At 40.4% G+C, this 15,868-nt stretch carries 15 protein-coding genes; 5 read left to right on the forward strand and 10 right to left on the reverse strand.

What is annotated here, in order from left to right; translation table 11 throughout:
* Window positions 1-228 precede the first annotated feature (228 nt).
* From ptsH to crr, 3 genes are all read left to right on the forward strand, one after another.
* Window positions 229-486: a phosphocarrier protein Hpr gene (gene ptsH, locus PR767_RS09980; RefSeq protein WP_004264876.1), complete on the forward strand. Its 258-nt coding sequence runs from the start codon at window positions 229-231 to the stop codon at window positions 484-486.
* Between the two features lie 140 nt (window positions 487-626).
* A complete protein-coding gene (gene ptsI / locus PR767_RS09985; RefSeq protein WP_272520248.1) occupies window positions 627-2,354 on the forward strand; it encodes a phosphoenolpyruvate-protein phosphotransferase PtsI in 1,728 nt (575 codons plus the stop codon).
* 48 nt (window positions 2,355-2,402) lie between these two features.
* The gene (gene crr, locus PR767_RS09990; protein WP_004912598.1) at window positions 2,403-2,912 is read left to right on the forward strand and encodes a PTS glucose transporter subunit IIA; all 510 of its coding nucleotides are present in this window, start codon (window positions 2,403-2,405) and stop codon (window positions 2,910-2,912) included.
* 95 nt (window positions 2,913-3,007) lie between these two features.
* On the opposite strand, the gene cysM is transcribed toward crr, so the two are convergent.
* The 8 genes from cysM to PR767_RS10030 form a co-directional block, all read right to left on the reverse strand.
* On the reverse strand, window positions 3,008-3,892 hold the full coding sequence (gene cysM, locus PR767_RS09995; protein WP_004912600.1) for a cysteine synthase CysM: 885 nt from the start codon (window positions 3,890-3,892) through the stop codon (window positions 3,008-3,010).
* 372 nt (window positions 3,893-4,264) lie between these two features.
* On the reverse strand, window positions 4,265-5,353 hold the full coding sequence (gene cysA / locus PR767_RS10000; RefSeq protein WP_004912602.1) for a sulfate/thiosulfate ABC transporter ATP-binding protein CysA: 1,089 nt from the start codon (window positions 5,351-5,353) through the stop codon (window positions 4,265-4,267).
* Between the two features lie 2 nt (window positions 5,354-5,355).
* Window positions 5,356-6,216 carry a sulfate/thiosulfate ABC transporter permease CysW gene (gene cysW, locus PR767_RS10005; protein ID WP_272520249.1) on the reverse strand — a complete coding sequence of 287 codons (861 nt, stop codon included), beginning with the start codon at window positions 6,214-6,216 and terminating at the stop codon, window positions 5,356-5,358.
* Window positions 6,216-7,046, reverse strand: coding sequence for a sulfate/thiosulfate ABC transporter permease CysT (gene cysT / locus PR767_RS10010; protein WP_004912608.1), 831 nt, complete (start codon window positions 7,044-7,046; stop codon window positions 6,216-6,218). The genes cysW and cysT overlap by 1 nt, the downstream gene beginning before the upstream one ends.
* Window positions 7,046-8,068, reverse strand: a complete 1,023-nt coding sequence (locus PR767_RS10015) for a sulfate ABC transporter substrate-binding protein (RefSeq protein ID WP_004912611.1) — start codon at window positions 8,066-8,068, stop codon at window positions 7,046-7,048. Before PR767_RS10015 ends, cysT begins: the two co-directional genes overlap by 1 nt.
* 429 nt (window positions 8,069-8,497) lie before the next feature.
* Window positions 8,498-9,397 carry a Dyp-type peroxidase gene (locus tag PR767_RS10020; RefSeq protein ID WP_210782413.1) on the reverse strand — a complete coding sequence of 300 codons (900 nt, stop codon included), beginning with the start codon at window positions 9,395-9,397 and terminating at the stop codon, window positions 8,498-8,500.
* 243 nt (window positions 9,398-9,640) lie between these two features.
* The gene (locus PR767_RS10025) at window positions 9,641-10,246 is read right to left on the reverse strand and encodes an RpoE-regulated lipoprotein (protein WP_109911484.1); all 606 of its coding nucleotides are present in this window, start codon (window positions 10,244-10,246) and stop codon (window positions 9,641-9,643) included.
* Window positions 10,247-10,337: 91 nt separating this feature from the next.
* Window positions 10,338-10,769 (reverse strand): GNAT family acetyltransferase, encoded by a 432-nt coding sequence (locus tag PR767_RS10030; RefSeq protein WP_109911483.1) that lies wholly within the window; start codon window positions 10,767-10,769, stop codon window positions 10,338-10,340.
* 136 nt (window positions 10,770-10,905) lie between these two features.
* Between PR767_RS10030 and hemF the strand changes: the two genes are divergently transcribed.
* Both hemF and PR767_RS10040 read left to right on the forward strand, forming a co-directional pair.
* Window positions 10,906-11,823, forward strand: a complete 918-nt coding sequence (gene hemF / locus PR767_RS10035; RefSeq protein WP_004912622.1) for an oxygen-dependent coproporphyrinogen oxidase — start codon at window positions 10,906-10,908, stop codon at window positions 11,821-11,823.
* Between the two features lie 158 nt (window positions 11,824-11,981).
* Window positions 11,982-13,121, forward strand: a complete 1,140-nt coding sequence (locus PR767_RS10040; RefSeq protein ID WP_184957485.1) for a M4 family metallopeptidase — start codon at window positions 11,982-11,984, stop codon at window positions 13,119-13,121.
* A gap of 115 nt (window positions 13,122-13,236) precedes the next feature.
* Here the strand turns inward: PR767_RS10040 and rluF are convergent, their stop codons facing one another.
* The gene (rluF, locus tag PR767_RS10045; RefSeq protein ID WP_272520250.1) at window positions 13,237-14,106 is read right to left on the reverse strand and encodes a 23S rRNA pseudouridine(2604) synthase RluF; all 870 of its coding nucleotides are present in this window, start codon (window positions 14,104-14,106) and stop codon (window positions 13,237-13,239) included.
* 181 nt (window positions 14,107-14,287) lie between these two features.
* Window positions 14,288-15,766 (reverse strand): ribosome biogenesis GTPase Der, encoded by a 1,479-nt coding sequence (gene der, locus PR767_RS10050; protein ID WP_004912629.1) that lies wholly within the window; start codon window positions 15,764-15,766, stop codon window positions 14,288-14,290.
* Window positions 15,767-15,868: the final 102 nt, after the last annotated feature.

The following is a 15,868-nucleotide window of genomic DNA, read 5'->3' on the forward strand; positions in this document are numbered from 1 at the left end:
TTTTGCACCTCGAAATTAATCACTTTTTAGCCAACCTCTAGGCCAAGTAAAATAATTTGCCAACGAGAAAAAGTCACGAGTTCGCAAGAAAAGCAGAAAAAGGGTTGATACCGCACAAAGTAGGAAACCTTTTTTCAAGTTAATAATCTAACTTATACGCAAACCTAGTCTATTTCATCTACAATTGGCTGGGTAATTAAAAAAAACGAAAGTTATTGAGGAAATACTATGTTTCAGCAAGAAGTTACTATTACGGCACCAAATGGTCTACATACTCGTCCTGCAGCTCAATTCGTAAAAGAAGCAAAAGCATTCTCTTCCGATATTTCTTTAATCTCTGGTGGTAAATCCGCTAGTGCGAAAAGTTTGTTTAAATTACAAACCTTAGGCCTAACACAAGGCACAGTAGTGACAATTTCAGCTGAAGGCGAAGATGAAAAAGAAGCCGTTGAGCATTTAGTTAAACTGATGGGCGAATTAGAATAATTTCGCACGAATATAGCGTTTACTGATTTCATTCAATGTCCCTGAGTGATCTCATTCGGGGACATTTGTATAATCAGCTATATTTATTGTCGTCTCTGCAACATCAGAACTCCCAGCACTAGCAGCAGTAAGGTAATATTATGATTTCAGGAATTTTAGTATCCCCGGGTTTTGCTTTTGGTCAGGCTTTAATCCTCAAAGAAGATCCTATCGTTGTTAGCACAAAAAAAATCGCTGACGATCAGGTTGATAAAGAAATCGCTCGTTTTATTGAGGGTCGTAACAAATCAGCCGAACAACTCAATTTGATTAAAGAGAAAGCCGAAAAAAATCTTGGAGCCGAAAAAGCTGAGATTTTTGAAGGTCATATCATGCTGCTGGAAGATGAAGAGCTGGAACAAGAAATTGTCTCTTTAATCAAAGGTGATAAAAAAACTGCTGATGCAGCTGCATATTCCGTTATTGAAGACCAAGCCCAAGCACTTGAATCTCTTGACGATGAATACCTTAAAGAGCGTGCCGCTGACGTACGCGATATTGGTAAACGTTTATTAAAAAACATCTTAAATATTCCTATCGTTGATTTAAGTGCAATCAGCGAAGAAGTTATTTTAGTCGCTGCGGATTTAACCCCTTCAGAAACCGCCCAGCTGAATTTAGATAAAGTATTAGGGTTTATTACTGATTTAGGTGGCCGTACATCGCATACCTCAATTATGGCGCGTTCCCTTGAGTTACCTGCCATTGTCGGTACGAGCGATGCCACCAGTAAAATTAAAAATGGCGATTTCATTGTGTTAGATGGTGTCAACAACACTATCCACTTGAACCCATCTGAAACCGAAATTGACAAACTGAAAGCCTTCCGTGATGAATATCTTCAAGAAAAAGAAGAGCTCGCAAAATTAAAAGATTTGCCAGCTATCACCCTTGATGGTCATCAAGTTGAAGTTTGTGCCAACATTGGTACTGTGCGTGATGTTGCCGGAGCAGAACGCAATGGCGCAGAAGGCGTTGGCCTCTACCGTACTGAGTTTTTATTCATGGATAGAGACTCTCTTCCTACTGAAGAAGAACAATTCCAGGCATATAAAGCAGTTGCAGAAGCAATGGGCAGCCAAGCCGTTATTGTCCGCACTATGGATATCGGCGGTGATAAAGACCTGCCATACATGAATTTACCGAAAGAAGATAACCCATTCCTCGGCTGGCGTGCAATTCGTATTTGTCTTGATCGCAAAGAAATCTTACACTCACAATTAAGAGCTATTTTAAGAGCCTCTAAATTTGGTAAACTGCGTATTATGTTCCCAATGGTCATTTCCGTTGAAGAAGTTCGTGAACTAAAAGCAGAGCTAGAAATGCTAAAAGCTCAGTTACGTGAAGAAGGTAAGGCTTTTGACGAGTCAATTGAAGTCGGTGTGATGGTTGAAACGCCAGCAGCTGCTGTTATTGCTCGCCATTTGGCAAAAGAAGTTGATTTCTTTAGTATTGGGACGAACGATCTCACTCAATACACTTTAGCGGTCGACCGTGGTAATGAACTGATTTCTCATCTTTACAACCCGATGTCACCTGCTGTCCTAAACTTAATTAAGCAAGTGATCGATGCATCACACGCTGAAGGTAAATGGACTGGGATGTGTGGGGAGTTAGCTGGAGATGAGCGTGCAACCTTATTGCTACTTGGCATGGGGCTGGATGAATTTAGTATGAGCGCAATTTCAATCCCACGTATCAAAAAGCTAATTCGCAATGCAAGCTTTACTGATACTCAAGCTTTGGCTGAACAAGCACTTGCTCAACCAACAGCGGATGAATTGATGAAACTTGTAGATACCTTTATCCAAGAAAAAACGTTATGCTAAGAACAGCACATTAGTTCGGTCCCATATAAAACGATTAGGAGAAGGTCCATGGGTCTGTTTGACAAACTGAAATCACTCGTTTCGGAAGACAAAAGTAGCAGTGGCAGTATTGAGATTATCGCGCCTTTATCGGGTGAAATTGTCAATATTGAAGATGTTCCAGACGTTGTGTTCGCAGAAAAAATTGTAGGTGACGGTATTGCGATTAAACCCGCAGGTAACAAAATCGTTGCCCCTGTAGACGGTACAATTGGTAAAATCTTTGAAACTAACCATGCGTTTTCTATTGAATCAGATGATGGCATAGAACTATTTGTTCACTTCGGTATTGATACTGTTGAGCTTAAAGGTGAGGGTTTTAAACGCATCGCCGAAGAAGGTCAAGCAGTGAAAAAAGGTGATTTAATCATTGAGTTTGATTTAGCACTATTAGAAGAGAAAGCAAAATCGGTTCTAACTCCAGTTGTCATTTCTAATATGGACGAAATCAAAGAGCTAAACAAACTGACGGGCTCAGTGACAGTGGGTGAAACTGTCGTCATGCGTATTAAGAAATAACTCAACTACCCATATTTAGTTTAAACCATCAGGCTTGCCTGATGGTTTTTCATTGATGGGGTACATTATTGCACGCCAGTGGCAATTAAATTATCTCACTCATTAAATACACCTGTTGATAAATATCGGTCTCCTCGGTCGCAAATGACTGCCACAATCACCGCTCCTGGGTTAGCTTGAGCCACTTTTAAAGCACCGGCAACCGCTCCACCTGAGCTCACACCACAAAAGATACCTTCAACCTTCGCTAAGGCTCTCATGGTTTCTTCGGCTTCTTGCTGGTTGATATCCAGTACACTATCAACTAATGAACCATCGAAGATGCCGGGCAAGTAACCCGGTGACCAGCGCCTAATACCCGGAATTTGGCTTTTTTCAGCAGGTTGTAAGCCAACAATGTGCACGTCCGCTGACTGGGATTTTAAATAGCGGCTAACCCCTGTAATGGTCCCCGTGGTTCCCATACTCGACACAAAATGGGTAATTGCGCCGTGAGTTTGCTGCCAAATTTCAGGACCCGTTGTTTTAAAATGGGCTAATGGGTTATCAGGGTTATTAAATTGGTCTAAAACTTTCCCCTCTCCTCGCTGCTCCATTTCTTTAGCAAGATCCCGTGCACCTTCCATACCGACAGCCGTACTTACTAAGATAAGTTCTGCACCATAAGCTTGCATTGAGGCTTGTCGCTCTTTACTCATGTTATCTGGCATGAGTAATTTTAATTTGTAGCCTTTTACTGCGGCTATCATCGCGAGGGCGATACCGGTATTACCGCTAGTCGCTTCAATTAGCGTATCGCCTGGCTTAATTTCACCCCGTAATTGCGCTTCATTAATCATTGAAAATGCCGCACGATCTTTCACTGAACCCGCGGGGTTATTGCCTTCAAGTTTTACCCAAATTTCAGCTTCAATCCCTTGTGTTAAACGCTGAAGTTTTACTAATGGGGTATTACCGATAAACTGTTCCAGAGCCGACACTTTACCATCCTTATAATTTTTATATATAAATAAGAAAGAATAGAGATAAGATATTACCCCAATATTGAAATGTGAAAATTGAAATCTCTTCACATTAATATTAGAAAAATAGATTATCTTAATTACCATTTCTGATATAGCTAATTGATATATTATATTACAATAAGTTTATAGAATTGCCAGTTATATTTCCCATAAAAATACAATAATTAATTATTTGATATCAAATGGTTATGCGAAAATTAAACATAGAGAGATTAGACTTAATATTTTTAATATAAAGTCTAATCATCGGGAATATACCTAGAAAGTAATAGAGAAGGTAACACCAATAATATATTTATTAGTGTTATAAATTATTGAATTTTATATTCATGCACTTTCAGCGAGTTGTGGAAAAATTAACGCCTGATCACCTTGATAAATCTTTGCCTGCTGGCTACCTAAAAAGTAACGTTCACCTCGAGTGGGTATTGTTTTCTCAGACTGCCAAATCACTGACAACGGCTCTTTCCCCCAACCTAACGGTTGAACGGTTAATTGCCAAAAATGCCCTCTTGGCCCCGATTCCGTGACCCTTACAGGTAAACGGTGCTGCTCATCCACTTCAGCTTGTAATGAGATATCCCAAGGACGTAAAAATACGTCGACTTCTCCTTGTTGAACACTAGTGTGGTTCAGTGGAAAGTCATAGCCACCGATATTTAATGTTGAACCTTTGATATGGGCAGAGATTTGGTTGACTTCCCCCATAAATTCAAGGACAAATCGTGTTTCTGGGCGCTGCCATATATCACTCGGTGTGCCAACTTGCTCGATATGACCTTGGCTCATCACCACCACTCTGTCTGCAACTTCCATGGCTTCTTCTTGGTCATGAGTCACAAAAACACTGGTAAATTTTAATTCATCATGTAATTGACGTAACCAACGGCGTAATTCAATACGTACTTGTGCGTCGAGCGCGCCAAAAGGTTCATCCAATAATAAAATTTGTGGATCAACGGCTAAAGCTCTTGCTAATGCCACTCGCTGTTTTTGCCCCCCTGAAAGTTGTGCAGGGTAACGTGAAGCTAAATGAGCGAGTTGAACCATCTCCAACAATTTTGTTACTTTATCTTTAATAGCCTGAGCGGATGGGCGCTGTTTTCTTGGTAAGACAGTTAAACCAAAGGCTACATTATCAAACACTGTCATGTGGCGAAATAGTGCATAGTGTTGAAATACAAAGCCAACATGCCTATCTTTAGCATGGATTTTACTGACATCGTGACCATGAAAACGTAATAGCCCCTGACTTTGTTGCTCAAGCCCTGCAATAATCCGCAATAAGGTTGTTTTTCCTGAACCGGAAGGCCCTAATAGGGCAACCATTTCACCCGATGCAATATCCAGTGAAATATCGTTAAGTACTTGGGTTTTACCAAATAATTTACCGATTTTTTCAATTTCAATACTCATGATTAATGGACTCCTGATTCAGATTGCTGGCGACTCAAATGCCACTGCAATGCACTTTTAAGAATTAAGGTGATAATTGCCATTAGTGCGAGGATCCCTGCGGCCGTAAATGCGCCCACCGTATTATAATCCTGATGCAATAATTCAACTTGCAATGGTAAGGTGTATGTTTCACCGCGAATAGCCCCTGAGACCACCGAAACCGCACCAAATTCACCGATCGCGCGGGCGTTAGTTAGAACAACCCCATACAACAATGCCCAGCGGATATTAGGTAATGTCACACGCCAAAACATCTTCCATCCTGAGGCCCCAAGTAAAACCGCCGCTTCATCTTCTTGGCTACCCTGACTTAACATTAGCGGGACTAACTCACGTACCACAAATGGGCAAGTGACAAAAATAGTCACCAATGCCATACCGGGCCATGAAAACATCAGTTGGATGTCAAAACCTTCAAGCCATCCACCAAACCAACTGTTTGAGCCATAAAAAAGTAAGTACAGCAAACCTGCAACAACAGGTGAAACCGCAAACGGAATATCAACTAGGGTTAGTAATAATTGGCGACCAGGAAACTGAAATCGCGTCACTAACCACGCAATCATGGTACCAAAGACTAAATTTACCGGAACCGTAATTAAAGCAATTAATACTGTTAAACCAATGGCATGTAGCATATCAGGGTCTGCCAAATTCAGTAAAACAGCATCTAACCCTTTTTGAAATGCTGTAATAAATATCCAAACAATTGGAATAACTAATAGTAAAAGTGAAAACAATAGACCTATCGCTATTAATAGCCATTTCCCCCAGTTTATTTGGGTACGACTAGCAGTATGAATGGGGGTAATTTGCGCCATTACTTGCCTCCTAACCGTTTACCGAAGCGACTTTGTACTAAATTGACACTAAATAACAGTAACAATGAAACCGCTAAAATAACTGAGGCGACAGCACTGGCGGCCGGATAATCAAATTGTTGTAATTGACTAAAAATCATTAATGAAACAACCTCGGTTTGCCACGCAATATTACCCGCAATAAATATAATGGCGCCAAACTCGCCTAAACTACGTGTAAAGGATAAAACCGTTCCGGCTAATAAGGCTGGTGAAAGCTCCGGTAATACCACTCGACGAAAGGTTTGCCAACGGCTTGCACCTAGGGTCTGAGCAGCTTCTTCGTACTCAGGGCCGAGCTCTTCCAACACTGGTTGAACCGTACGCACAACAAACGGAATACTGGTAAAAGCCATTGCAACCGCAATTCCCAGCCAAGTATTAACAACTTTAATATCAAACTGGTGCAGATATTGCCCATACCACCCTGAGGTTGCAAATAAGGTTGCTAATGTTAGCCCCGCCACAGCGGTAGGTAATGCAAAGGGTAAATCCACTAAACCATCTAAAAACAAACGCCCAGGAAAGCGATAACGCGTTAAAATCCAAGCTAATAGCATGCCAAATACCGCATTAAACAGACTTGCGACTAACGCTGACAGTAACGTCACTTTATACGCAGCAACCACTTGTGGGTAACTTATGACGGCCCAGTATTGCTGCCATGTCATTTCTGATAATTGAATCACCAATGCACTCATGGGTAATAGCAAAATCAAACACGTATAGAACAGACTGCTACCTAGCGTTAGTCCAAAACCCGGCAAAAAGCGCTTTCCTGAACGATTCATTAACGGCGCCCTTCTGCCATTAATTTGTCAAATTCTCCTCCAGTGGAGAAATGAACATCCATCACTTTTGGCCAGCTCTCAAATTGAGATTCAACCGTAAACAGCTGAGTTTCAGGAAATTTATCCTTATTCGCATTCATTACCGCTTTATCATTCACCCGATAATTATACTGAGTGATGATTTCTTGCGCCTGTGGGCTATAGAGATAATTTAAGTAAGCTTTAGCGACGTCTTCAGTCCCATTTTTTTGTACATTTTTGTCGACCCAAGCGACAGGGAATTCCGCTAAAATATCCACTGGTGGCACAATAACTTCATAGTCTGATTCACCATACTGAGAGCGAATATTATTCACTTCAGATTCAAAGCTAATCAGGACGTCACCAAGCTCTCGCTCAATAAATGACGTTGTTGCACCACGCCCTCCGGTATCAAATACCTCGACATTTTTCAAAAACTGTTTCATTTGCTCACGGGTTTTCGCTTTATCACCTTTATTTTCTTGATTAAAAGCCCCCCATGCAGCAAGGTAGGTATAACGGCCATTTCCGGAAGTTTTTGGATTTGGAAAGATTAATTTGACATCTTCGCGGACCAAATCATCCCACGTTTTAATTCCTTTCGGGTTTCCTTTACGAACTAAAAACGCCATTGTTGAATAATACGGTGAGCTATTATTTGGCAAGCGAGCTTGCCAGTCTGCTGGGATCAAATTGCCTTTATCATGCAAAATTTGCACATCGGTGACTTGGTTGTAGGTCACCACATCTGCTTTTAACCCTTGTAAAATCGCTAAGGCTTGCTTTGATGAGCCTGCGTGTGATTGTTTAATCGTTAGTTTGTCGTCAGGGTGAGCCTCATTCCACTGTTTTTCAAATGATGGGTTCAACGCCACAAATAGTTCACGTGCAATATCATAAGAACTGTTAAGCAGTTCAGCTGCAATTAGTGGCGAGCTGCCGAGTAATGAGACTGTTGCCAAACTTGCGAGTGCCGTTTTTTTCAAAAATGATTTTTTCATTCCACACCTGTTCGTAACTAAACCCAAATGGCTGACATTGGAACCACTGTATATGTTTTGGTTATAACTGTGTAGCTATCAATCACCTTTTTATATATCAAATTAGAATAACAAAGAAATGAACGTCATAAGCAGGAAAATTAACTGATTTTTTAATTAGTTAGTGATATGAATATTACTCAATGGAGGAGCATTCTATAAGTTAAATCATTACTAGGTAGTAAGTAGGCATTAATGATAACGGGCTAATAATAATAGAATAAATACAAATCATTATGTTTAAATTGCTAAGTATAAACAGTTACTCTAAATAATTTGTGTTACAGCTAGGCGGCAAGGAAGATTAGCCCTAGGAGCATACATAGAGTATGTGACTAAGGCAATCTAGCCTACCTAACAGCACTGTAACGCAAAGTATGACGAGTAAACTTATAAAGACAGCAATGACTCTATTGATGGAGCATAGTAATAACTGCCCGATACCGCTTTCGTCATTCGCAACAAATCATCGTATTTGCCGTCTTTTTCACCAAACATACTTAATAATTGCTGTTCGATATTGTGTAATCTTGCACAATAAGCCACAAAGAATAAGCCGTGCTTACCGCTTGCTGTTCCATATGGCAAGCTGTGACGCATAACTTCAAGCTCTTCACCTTCTTCTTCAATAACCACACGGGAAACATGAGAGGTAACATTACGGGCATCTTCGTCCAGCTCAATACTGTCTTTTTTCGTCCGACCAATCATTTTTTCTTGTTCATGTTCCGAAAAACGATCCCATTTTCTTAAATCGTGTTCATAGCGTTGGACTAAAACATAGCTTCCACCTTTATCTTCACCGTCTTCGATTAATGTGACCTCCGCAATTTCTTCCCCTTGCGGATTTTCGGTTCCATCAATAAAACCACTTAAATCTCTATCATCTACCCAACGGAAACCATGAATTTCTTCAACCACAGAGATAGATTTACCAAATGCTTTTAAAGCCGCCTGTGCTAATGAAAAGTTAATATCGTGGCGCAGTGATTGAATATGAATAAACATATCCCGTTGAGTGGCAGGAGCGAGTCCTTTACCTAGCGTGCGAAATGGTTTCAATTCAGGGGCACTATTTGCCTTACCGAGCTGTTTCCAGATGTCAGAGCCAAACGCGATAACCGCGCCGAGGCGGTCATCTGGGTATTGGGCTTGTAATTTAGTTAAAGCCTCGACAAAGCTTTTACATCCAGACTTAATTTCATCCAGAGATCCCTCTTGCACTTGCGCTTCAATAAAAATACCAAAACGGCTATGTTCTTTCAAAATACCACTTTGAGAATGAGACATACGGTAAACCTCGTAAAATGAATATGTTATATAACCTATTTCTTATATAAAACGATATTAATATCCTATCTTATCGCCATGATGTTCACCTTGTTTTAACGCAAGGGAATATAGGTTTCAGGCCTATTATAAGAAAGAAAATTTAAGAAAGGGGAAATTTCTTTGAAAACAACGAAAAAGAAGTATTAATGGGAAGATATCGCCAGTCTGAATAGACCCAGCGATATCATTAACGAAATAAAACTATTTATGCCAAATAATTTGTGAGATTTGCCATGTTTTCAGATCATCATCAGGGGGCATTAAATCTTCTGGCCCTTGCCATTTACCTGTAAAACGGTAAACCACTTTACTTGATTGCGGTGAATTACATTCAATAGTCGGAACATCATTGACTCGTTCACCTAAGCCGCAAATACCGAAGGCTTTTTGGTAAATTTCGCTAAATTCAGTACCAATTGCAGGCCCCCATTCGGTGACGATATTTGGATCACTCACCGTAATACGTGAGACATAACCGTGCTCAGGGCCCACTATTTCTAATTTTACTTCATTGTCATCCATACCTTGGAAAACTGTGACCACATCCCCACTTTCCATTTGCATACCGCTGCGTAGTGTATAACGGTCATTAAGCTGTTTCTTAATGATATCCGCTTGCATTGGTGTAAAACTGGTCACTTGGCCAAGCCCTGAGCTAGAAACTACCAACGGGCCACTAAACCAAGTCGATGGCGAAAAAACCTTCACACCCGCACACCCTGATAACAAGGCGGCTCCACAGAGTAGAGAAACCTTCAACAACGGCGATAATCCATTATTACTGTTCAACTTTGCATGTTGGGACATATCATCCTCTTTTATGAGTCGCATAATGCATATTGTGACAATCTATTTACTAAAACATTCCCATAGAAAGTTAAATAAATAGTCAATTAACTTAAAAATCCGTTTCGTGCGTTAATTTTTTCGAATAAATCAAACGTTCAGGTTGTTCTTCTTCATACAACATTTTTTCAAACATACAAATAGCCGCATCAGACTCTTCACTCACTAATAACTCTATTCTTCCGCAGCCTCTGGCTATCAGTTTTTTTTCTAGTCGACTCACTAATGCATTAGCAATACCACGACCGCGATATTCAGGGTGAACAGCAAGATAAACAGCTGTGCCACGAATGCCATCGTAGCCCCCCATAATAGTACCGACAATTTCACCGGCAACTTCAGCCACTAAAAATAAGTCGGCCCCACACTGTAATTTGCGTTCAATATCGAGTTCAGGATCACCTGAAAATTCATTGAGAGCACAACGCTCCCATAAGGTCAGGACGTCTTCATAATCACTTTGCCGAAAGACTCGTATTTCCATCTCATTTGCCTACTTAAGCTAATCTTTCTGCCATTATCTCTGCTTTTGCAACACAATCAATATTCAATATGCCTTTCTTCGAGTAAAAGGGTATACTTTAACCATTATTTTTTTGCTATGGTTCTATTATAAAACAATGAATTACCCAGATATTGATCGCGTAAAAGCCTATTTGCAGAACTTGCAAGAGACTATTTGCCAAAAAATTACTGAGCTAGATGGTAAGCAAACTTTTCTAGAACAAACATGGGAACGAACTGAAGGTGGTGGCGGTCGTAGCCGAGTACTAACGAAAGGCGCATTATTTGAACAAGCTGGGGTTAACTTCTCACATATTAAAGGAGAAAAGTTGCCAGCATCAGCCTCTGCGCATCGGCCCGAGCTTGCTGGCCGTAGCTACCAAGCAATGGGCGTCTCTCTTGTTATTCACCCTCTGAATCCTTACATTCCAACTACCCATGCTAATGTTCGTTTCTTTATCGCTGAAAAAGAAGGTTGTGAGCCCGTTTGGTGGTTTGGTGGCGGTTTTGATTTAACCCCTTTCTATGGTTTTCATGAAGATGTTATCCACTGGCATACCGTTGCTCGTGATCTATGTCGCCCTTATGGGACTGATGTATATCCTAAATATAAAAATTGGTGCGATGAATACTTTTTCCTGAAACATAGAAATGAACCTCGAGGTGTTGGTGGGCTATTTTATGATGACCTTAACCAAGGTGGTTTTGAGTCTTGTTTTAGCTTCACTCAAGCGGTGGGTAATGGTTTTTTAGATGCCTATGTCCCGATTGTTGAAAAACGCCGAGCTCATTCATGGGGTGAAAGAGAACGTCAATTCCAATTATATCGTCGTGGTCGCTACGTAGAATTTAATTTAGTATGGGATAGAGGTACATTATTTGGCTTACAAAGCGGAGGCCGCACAGAGTCAATTTTAATGTCAATGCCACCGCTTGTTCGCTGGGAATACGACTATCATCCAGAACCTAATAGCCCAGAAGCTGCCCTCTATACTGAATTTTTAGTCTTAAATAAAGAGTGGGTTTCGCCATAATTGATAACACTGGTTTATAAATTAAGGTAGAAAAATAACCGTTCTACCTTTCTAACATAAAATAATAATTATTGATTATAAATCTTAAATATCAAGTAGTTACAAATCAATCACGACAGATTATGATTCCATTTCACCCAACTGAATGGAGTTGTAATATGAATCAAATTTTAGGCCGTTCATTATTATCACCTTGTTTATTAGCAAGTTTAGTCACTAAATCAGGCCACACAGACTTAAAATCAACGCTCACGCATATCAATGATATTATGAGCCGAACCTATTCACATGAAGATGCATTACTCCACCGCAATAATCTTTCAGCTTGCCCTATAGATATGATAGGAAAGCGCTATAATCGCTTTATTCGCGATGCTCAACGCCCTGTCCCACATAAAAACCACTGGCATTCCGACCTGCCAATTTGTGAACGTTCAGGACTTTCACCTGATAGCCATATGCCACATGATGACTACGCGGTGATTATGCGCGAAGAAGATACTCATGCGCCATCAGAACCAGCGGGGCAAGTATTTAATTCAATTGGCATTATCCGTACCTTTTTTAAGGAAAAATTAAATATTGACCAAATTTTTGGCTGTTCTGCTGATATTAATGCGGTTATCCATTATGGAACAAACTACGCTAATGCATTTTGGAATTCTCAAGCTATTTTCTTTGGTGACGGGGATGGAATCGTTTTTGGCCCATTCTATAATGACATCGATATAATCGCTCACGAGCTGGCTCACGGCTTTATTAGTTCAAAAGCTGATTTTAGATATACTTACCAATCTGGTGCGCTCAATGAGTCTGTCGCAGATGTACTTGGGATTATGGTGAAACAATATTTAAATAATGAAACAGCCGATACTTCTAATTGGCTACTAGGCGAAAATTTATTTATTGACCAAATAAATGCGCCGGCACTACGTTCTATGATAAACCCAGGGGATGCTTATTATCTTTCTGACGATGTTAGAGACCCGCAAGTTGGTCATATGTCTCAATATCAGGATTTACCTATTTTTATTGACAATGGCGGCGTACATATTAATTCAGGTATCCCAAATAGAGCCTTTTACCTATTAGCTAAGAGTCTTGGAGGTTATACATGGGACATCGCCGGTAAAATTTGGCTTGAAGCCGTGTCTGACAATAATGTGACAAAGAGAGCCAACTTCATCGAATTTGCTAATGCAACGATCCGTGCTGCTAAGAAATTATTTGATGATAATATCGCGCAAAAAACACAGCAAAGCTGGTTAGATGTTGGACTAGTTTTAAAACTGCAATAATTTATATAAACAGTTTTAAACTAATTTAAGATTAATTTTTCTGTAAAACATAAAGGCCGATAATAAAGAGCTCAAAACAACTCTTTTATTCAGCCTTATTAATCAAACCTGCACGTTAACGTTTTTTCTTTTTTCTACCTGGTTGTGTAAACTTTTTGCGTGTCGGGTTTTCTAGTTTTACTTTGGGTTTACTTGGCGAAGTCTGCTTTGTATTACTTTTGTTAGCAGAAGCTGACTTCTGTGGCTTCTTTACTTTTACGTCTGATTCAGATTTTTCCATCATATCAAATAATTCAATCAGTTCATCATCAGTTAAATCACGCCACTCCCCGACAGGAATGCCTGTTAACTTAACATTCATGATGCGAACACGTTCAAGCTTGGTGACCTCAAAGCCAAAATGCTCACACATACGACGAATTTGACGGTTTAGTCCTTGTACAAGTGTAATTCTAAAAACAAAAGGAGCCTCTTTCTTAACCTTACATTTTTTCGTCATTGTTCCAAGAATGGGTACTCCAGCCCCCATTCCACGAATAAAGTCATCCGTTACGGGTTTATTGACCGTGACTAAATACTCTTTTTCATGAGAATTGCCTGCCCGTAAAATTTTATTCACCAAATCCCCATGGTTGGTGAGAAAAATTAACCCTTGAGAGTCTTTATCTAAGCGGCCAATCGGGAAAATTCGGGTACTATGATTAACATAATCAACAATATTATCTTTTTCACCACTCTCTGTCGTACTAACAATACCGACAGGCTTATTGAGTGCGATTAATACTAAATCTTCTTCATTACGCGGCTCAATTAATTGCCCATTAACTTTTACCACGTCACCAGCAAAAACTTGGTCGCCAATTCCTGCACGCTTACCATTAATAAATACATTACCTTGTTCAATATAACGGTCAGCTTCACGCCTTGAGCAAATACCACTTTCACTAATATATTTGTTTAAACGTGTAGAAGAACGAGTGTCCATAATTTTCCTCAATCTTTGATTCTTACCCTTACGTTCATCATGATATATGCTAGTAACGTAAGGGCGATATTCATTCTTAAAGTATTATCCAGATAATATTAAAAAGCCGTAACATAATGACTTTGTTACGGCTTTTATGCGTTCAATAGGGCTAATTAAGCTTTCATCAGCGCCTTATTGACTAGCGTTTTTTCAAATGCTGCATTAAACGCTTACGCTTACGCAACTGGGTTGGCGTTAACTTATTTTTCTTATCTGCATAAGGGTTTTCTCCCTCTTTAAACAGAATTCGAATTGGCGTTCCCATCACTTGCAATGAACGGCGGAAGTAATTCATCAAATAACGCTTATAGCTATCTGGTAAATCAGAAACTTGGTTACCGTGGATCACTACAATCGGTGGATTGTGTCCCCCAGCATGGGCATACTTCATTTTAACACGACGACCACGAATAAGTGGCGGTTGGTGCTCATCTTCTGCCATCTTCATGATACGAGTTAATAATGCAGTACCTACTCGACGAGTTGCAGACTCATAAGCTTCTTGCACTGATTCAAATAAATTACCCACTCCACTACCATGCAGTGCAGAAATAAAGTGAATACGCGCGAAATCAACAAAACCAAGACGCAGTTCAAGCATGTCTTTTACGTGCTCGCGGTCTTCTGGCTTCATACCATCCCATTTATTGACTGCAATCACCAATGAGCGCCCCGCATTGAGGATAAAGCCAAGTAAAGATAAATCTTGGTCTGAAATACCTTCGCGTGCATCGATAACTAAGAGTACGACGTTCGCGTCTTCAATCGCTTGCAATGTTTTGATAACAGAGAATTTTTCCACTGTTTCTGTAACTTTTCCACGCTTACGCACACCGGCGGTATCGATTAAAATATACTCACGCTCATCGCGTTCCATTGGGATGTAAATGCTGTCACGTGTGGTTCCTGGCATATCAAACACCACAACACGTTCTTCACCTAAAATACGGTTGGTTAATGTCGATTTACCGACATTCGGACGGCCAACGATGGCTAATTTAATCGGTAATGTTGTTGGGTCAAAGTCATCTTCTTCGTCTTCATCAAGCTCACCTTGAGCTTCTAACTCAGCCCAATATGCCGCATTTTCTTCTTCCTCGGTCAACTCAACTTCTTCCTCGTCTTCTTCCACAAAAGGTTTCAACGACTGTTCAATTAACTGAGTAACACCGCGACCATGTGATGCCGCGATCGGATGAATTTCGCCTAGGCCAAGCGAGTAAAAATCTCCGATTGCCGTAGTTACATCAATTCCATCGGTTTTGTTCGCGACTAAATAGGTTTTTTTCTTGCGACTACGAAGGTGTTTGGCAATGCCTTCATCAGCGGGCATTAACCCGGCTCTTGCATCAACCATAAACAGAACAATGTCTGCCTCTTCAATTGCTTGCAAGGACTGTGCGGCCATGTGTGTTTCTACGCCTTCCTCAGTCCCATCGATACCACCCGTGTCAATAATAATGAACTCATGCCCTTCAACTTCAGCACGACCATATTTACGATCACGAGTCAGACCGGGAAAGTCCGCTACTAATGCGTCACGGGTACGGGTTAAACGGTTAAATAACGTGGATTTTCCTACGTTTGGACGCCCTACCAGCGCTACGACGGGTATCATTTTTAGATGCCTCACAACTTTTATTAACTAAAGGAATTCTGAGGCTTTAACTCAGAAAACAAAAAACGAAACGGCTCCTATCTTCAGGAACCGTTGATTTTA

Origin of the sequence: Providencia sp. PROV223 (genome assembly GCF_028479245.1) — a bacterium.
Lineage (GTDB): Bacteria > Pseudomonadota > Gammaproteobacteria > Enterobacterales > Enterobacteriaceae > Providencia > Providencia rettgeri.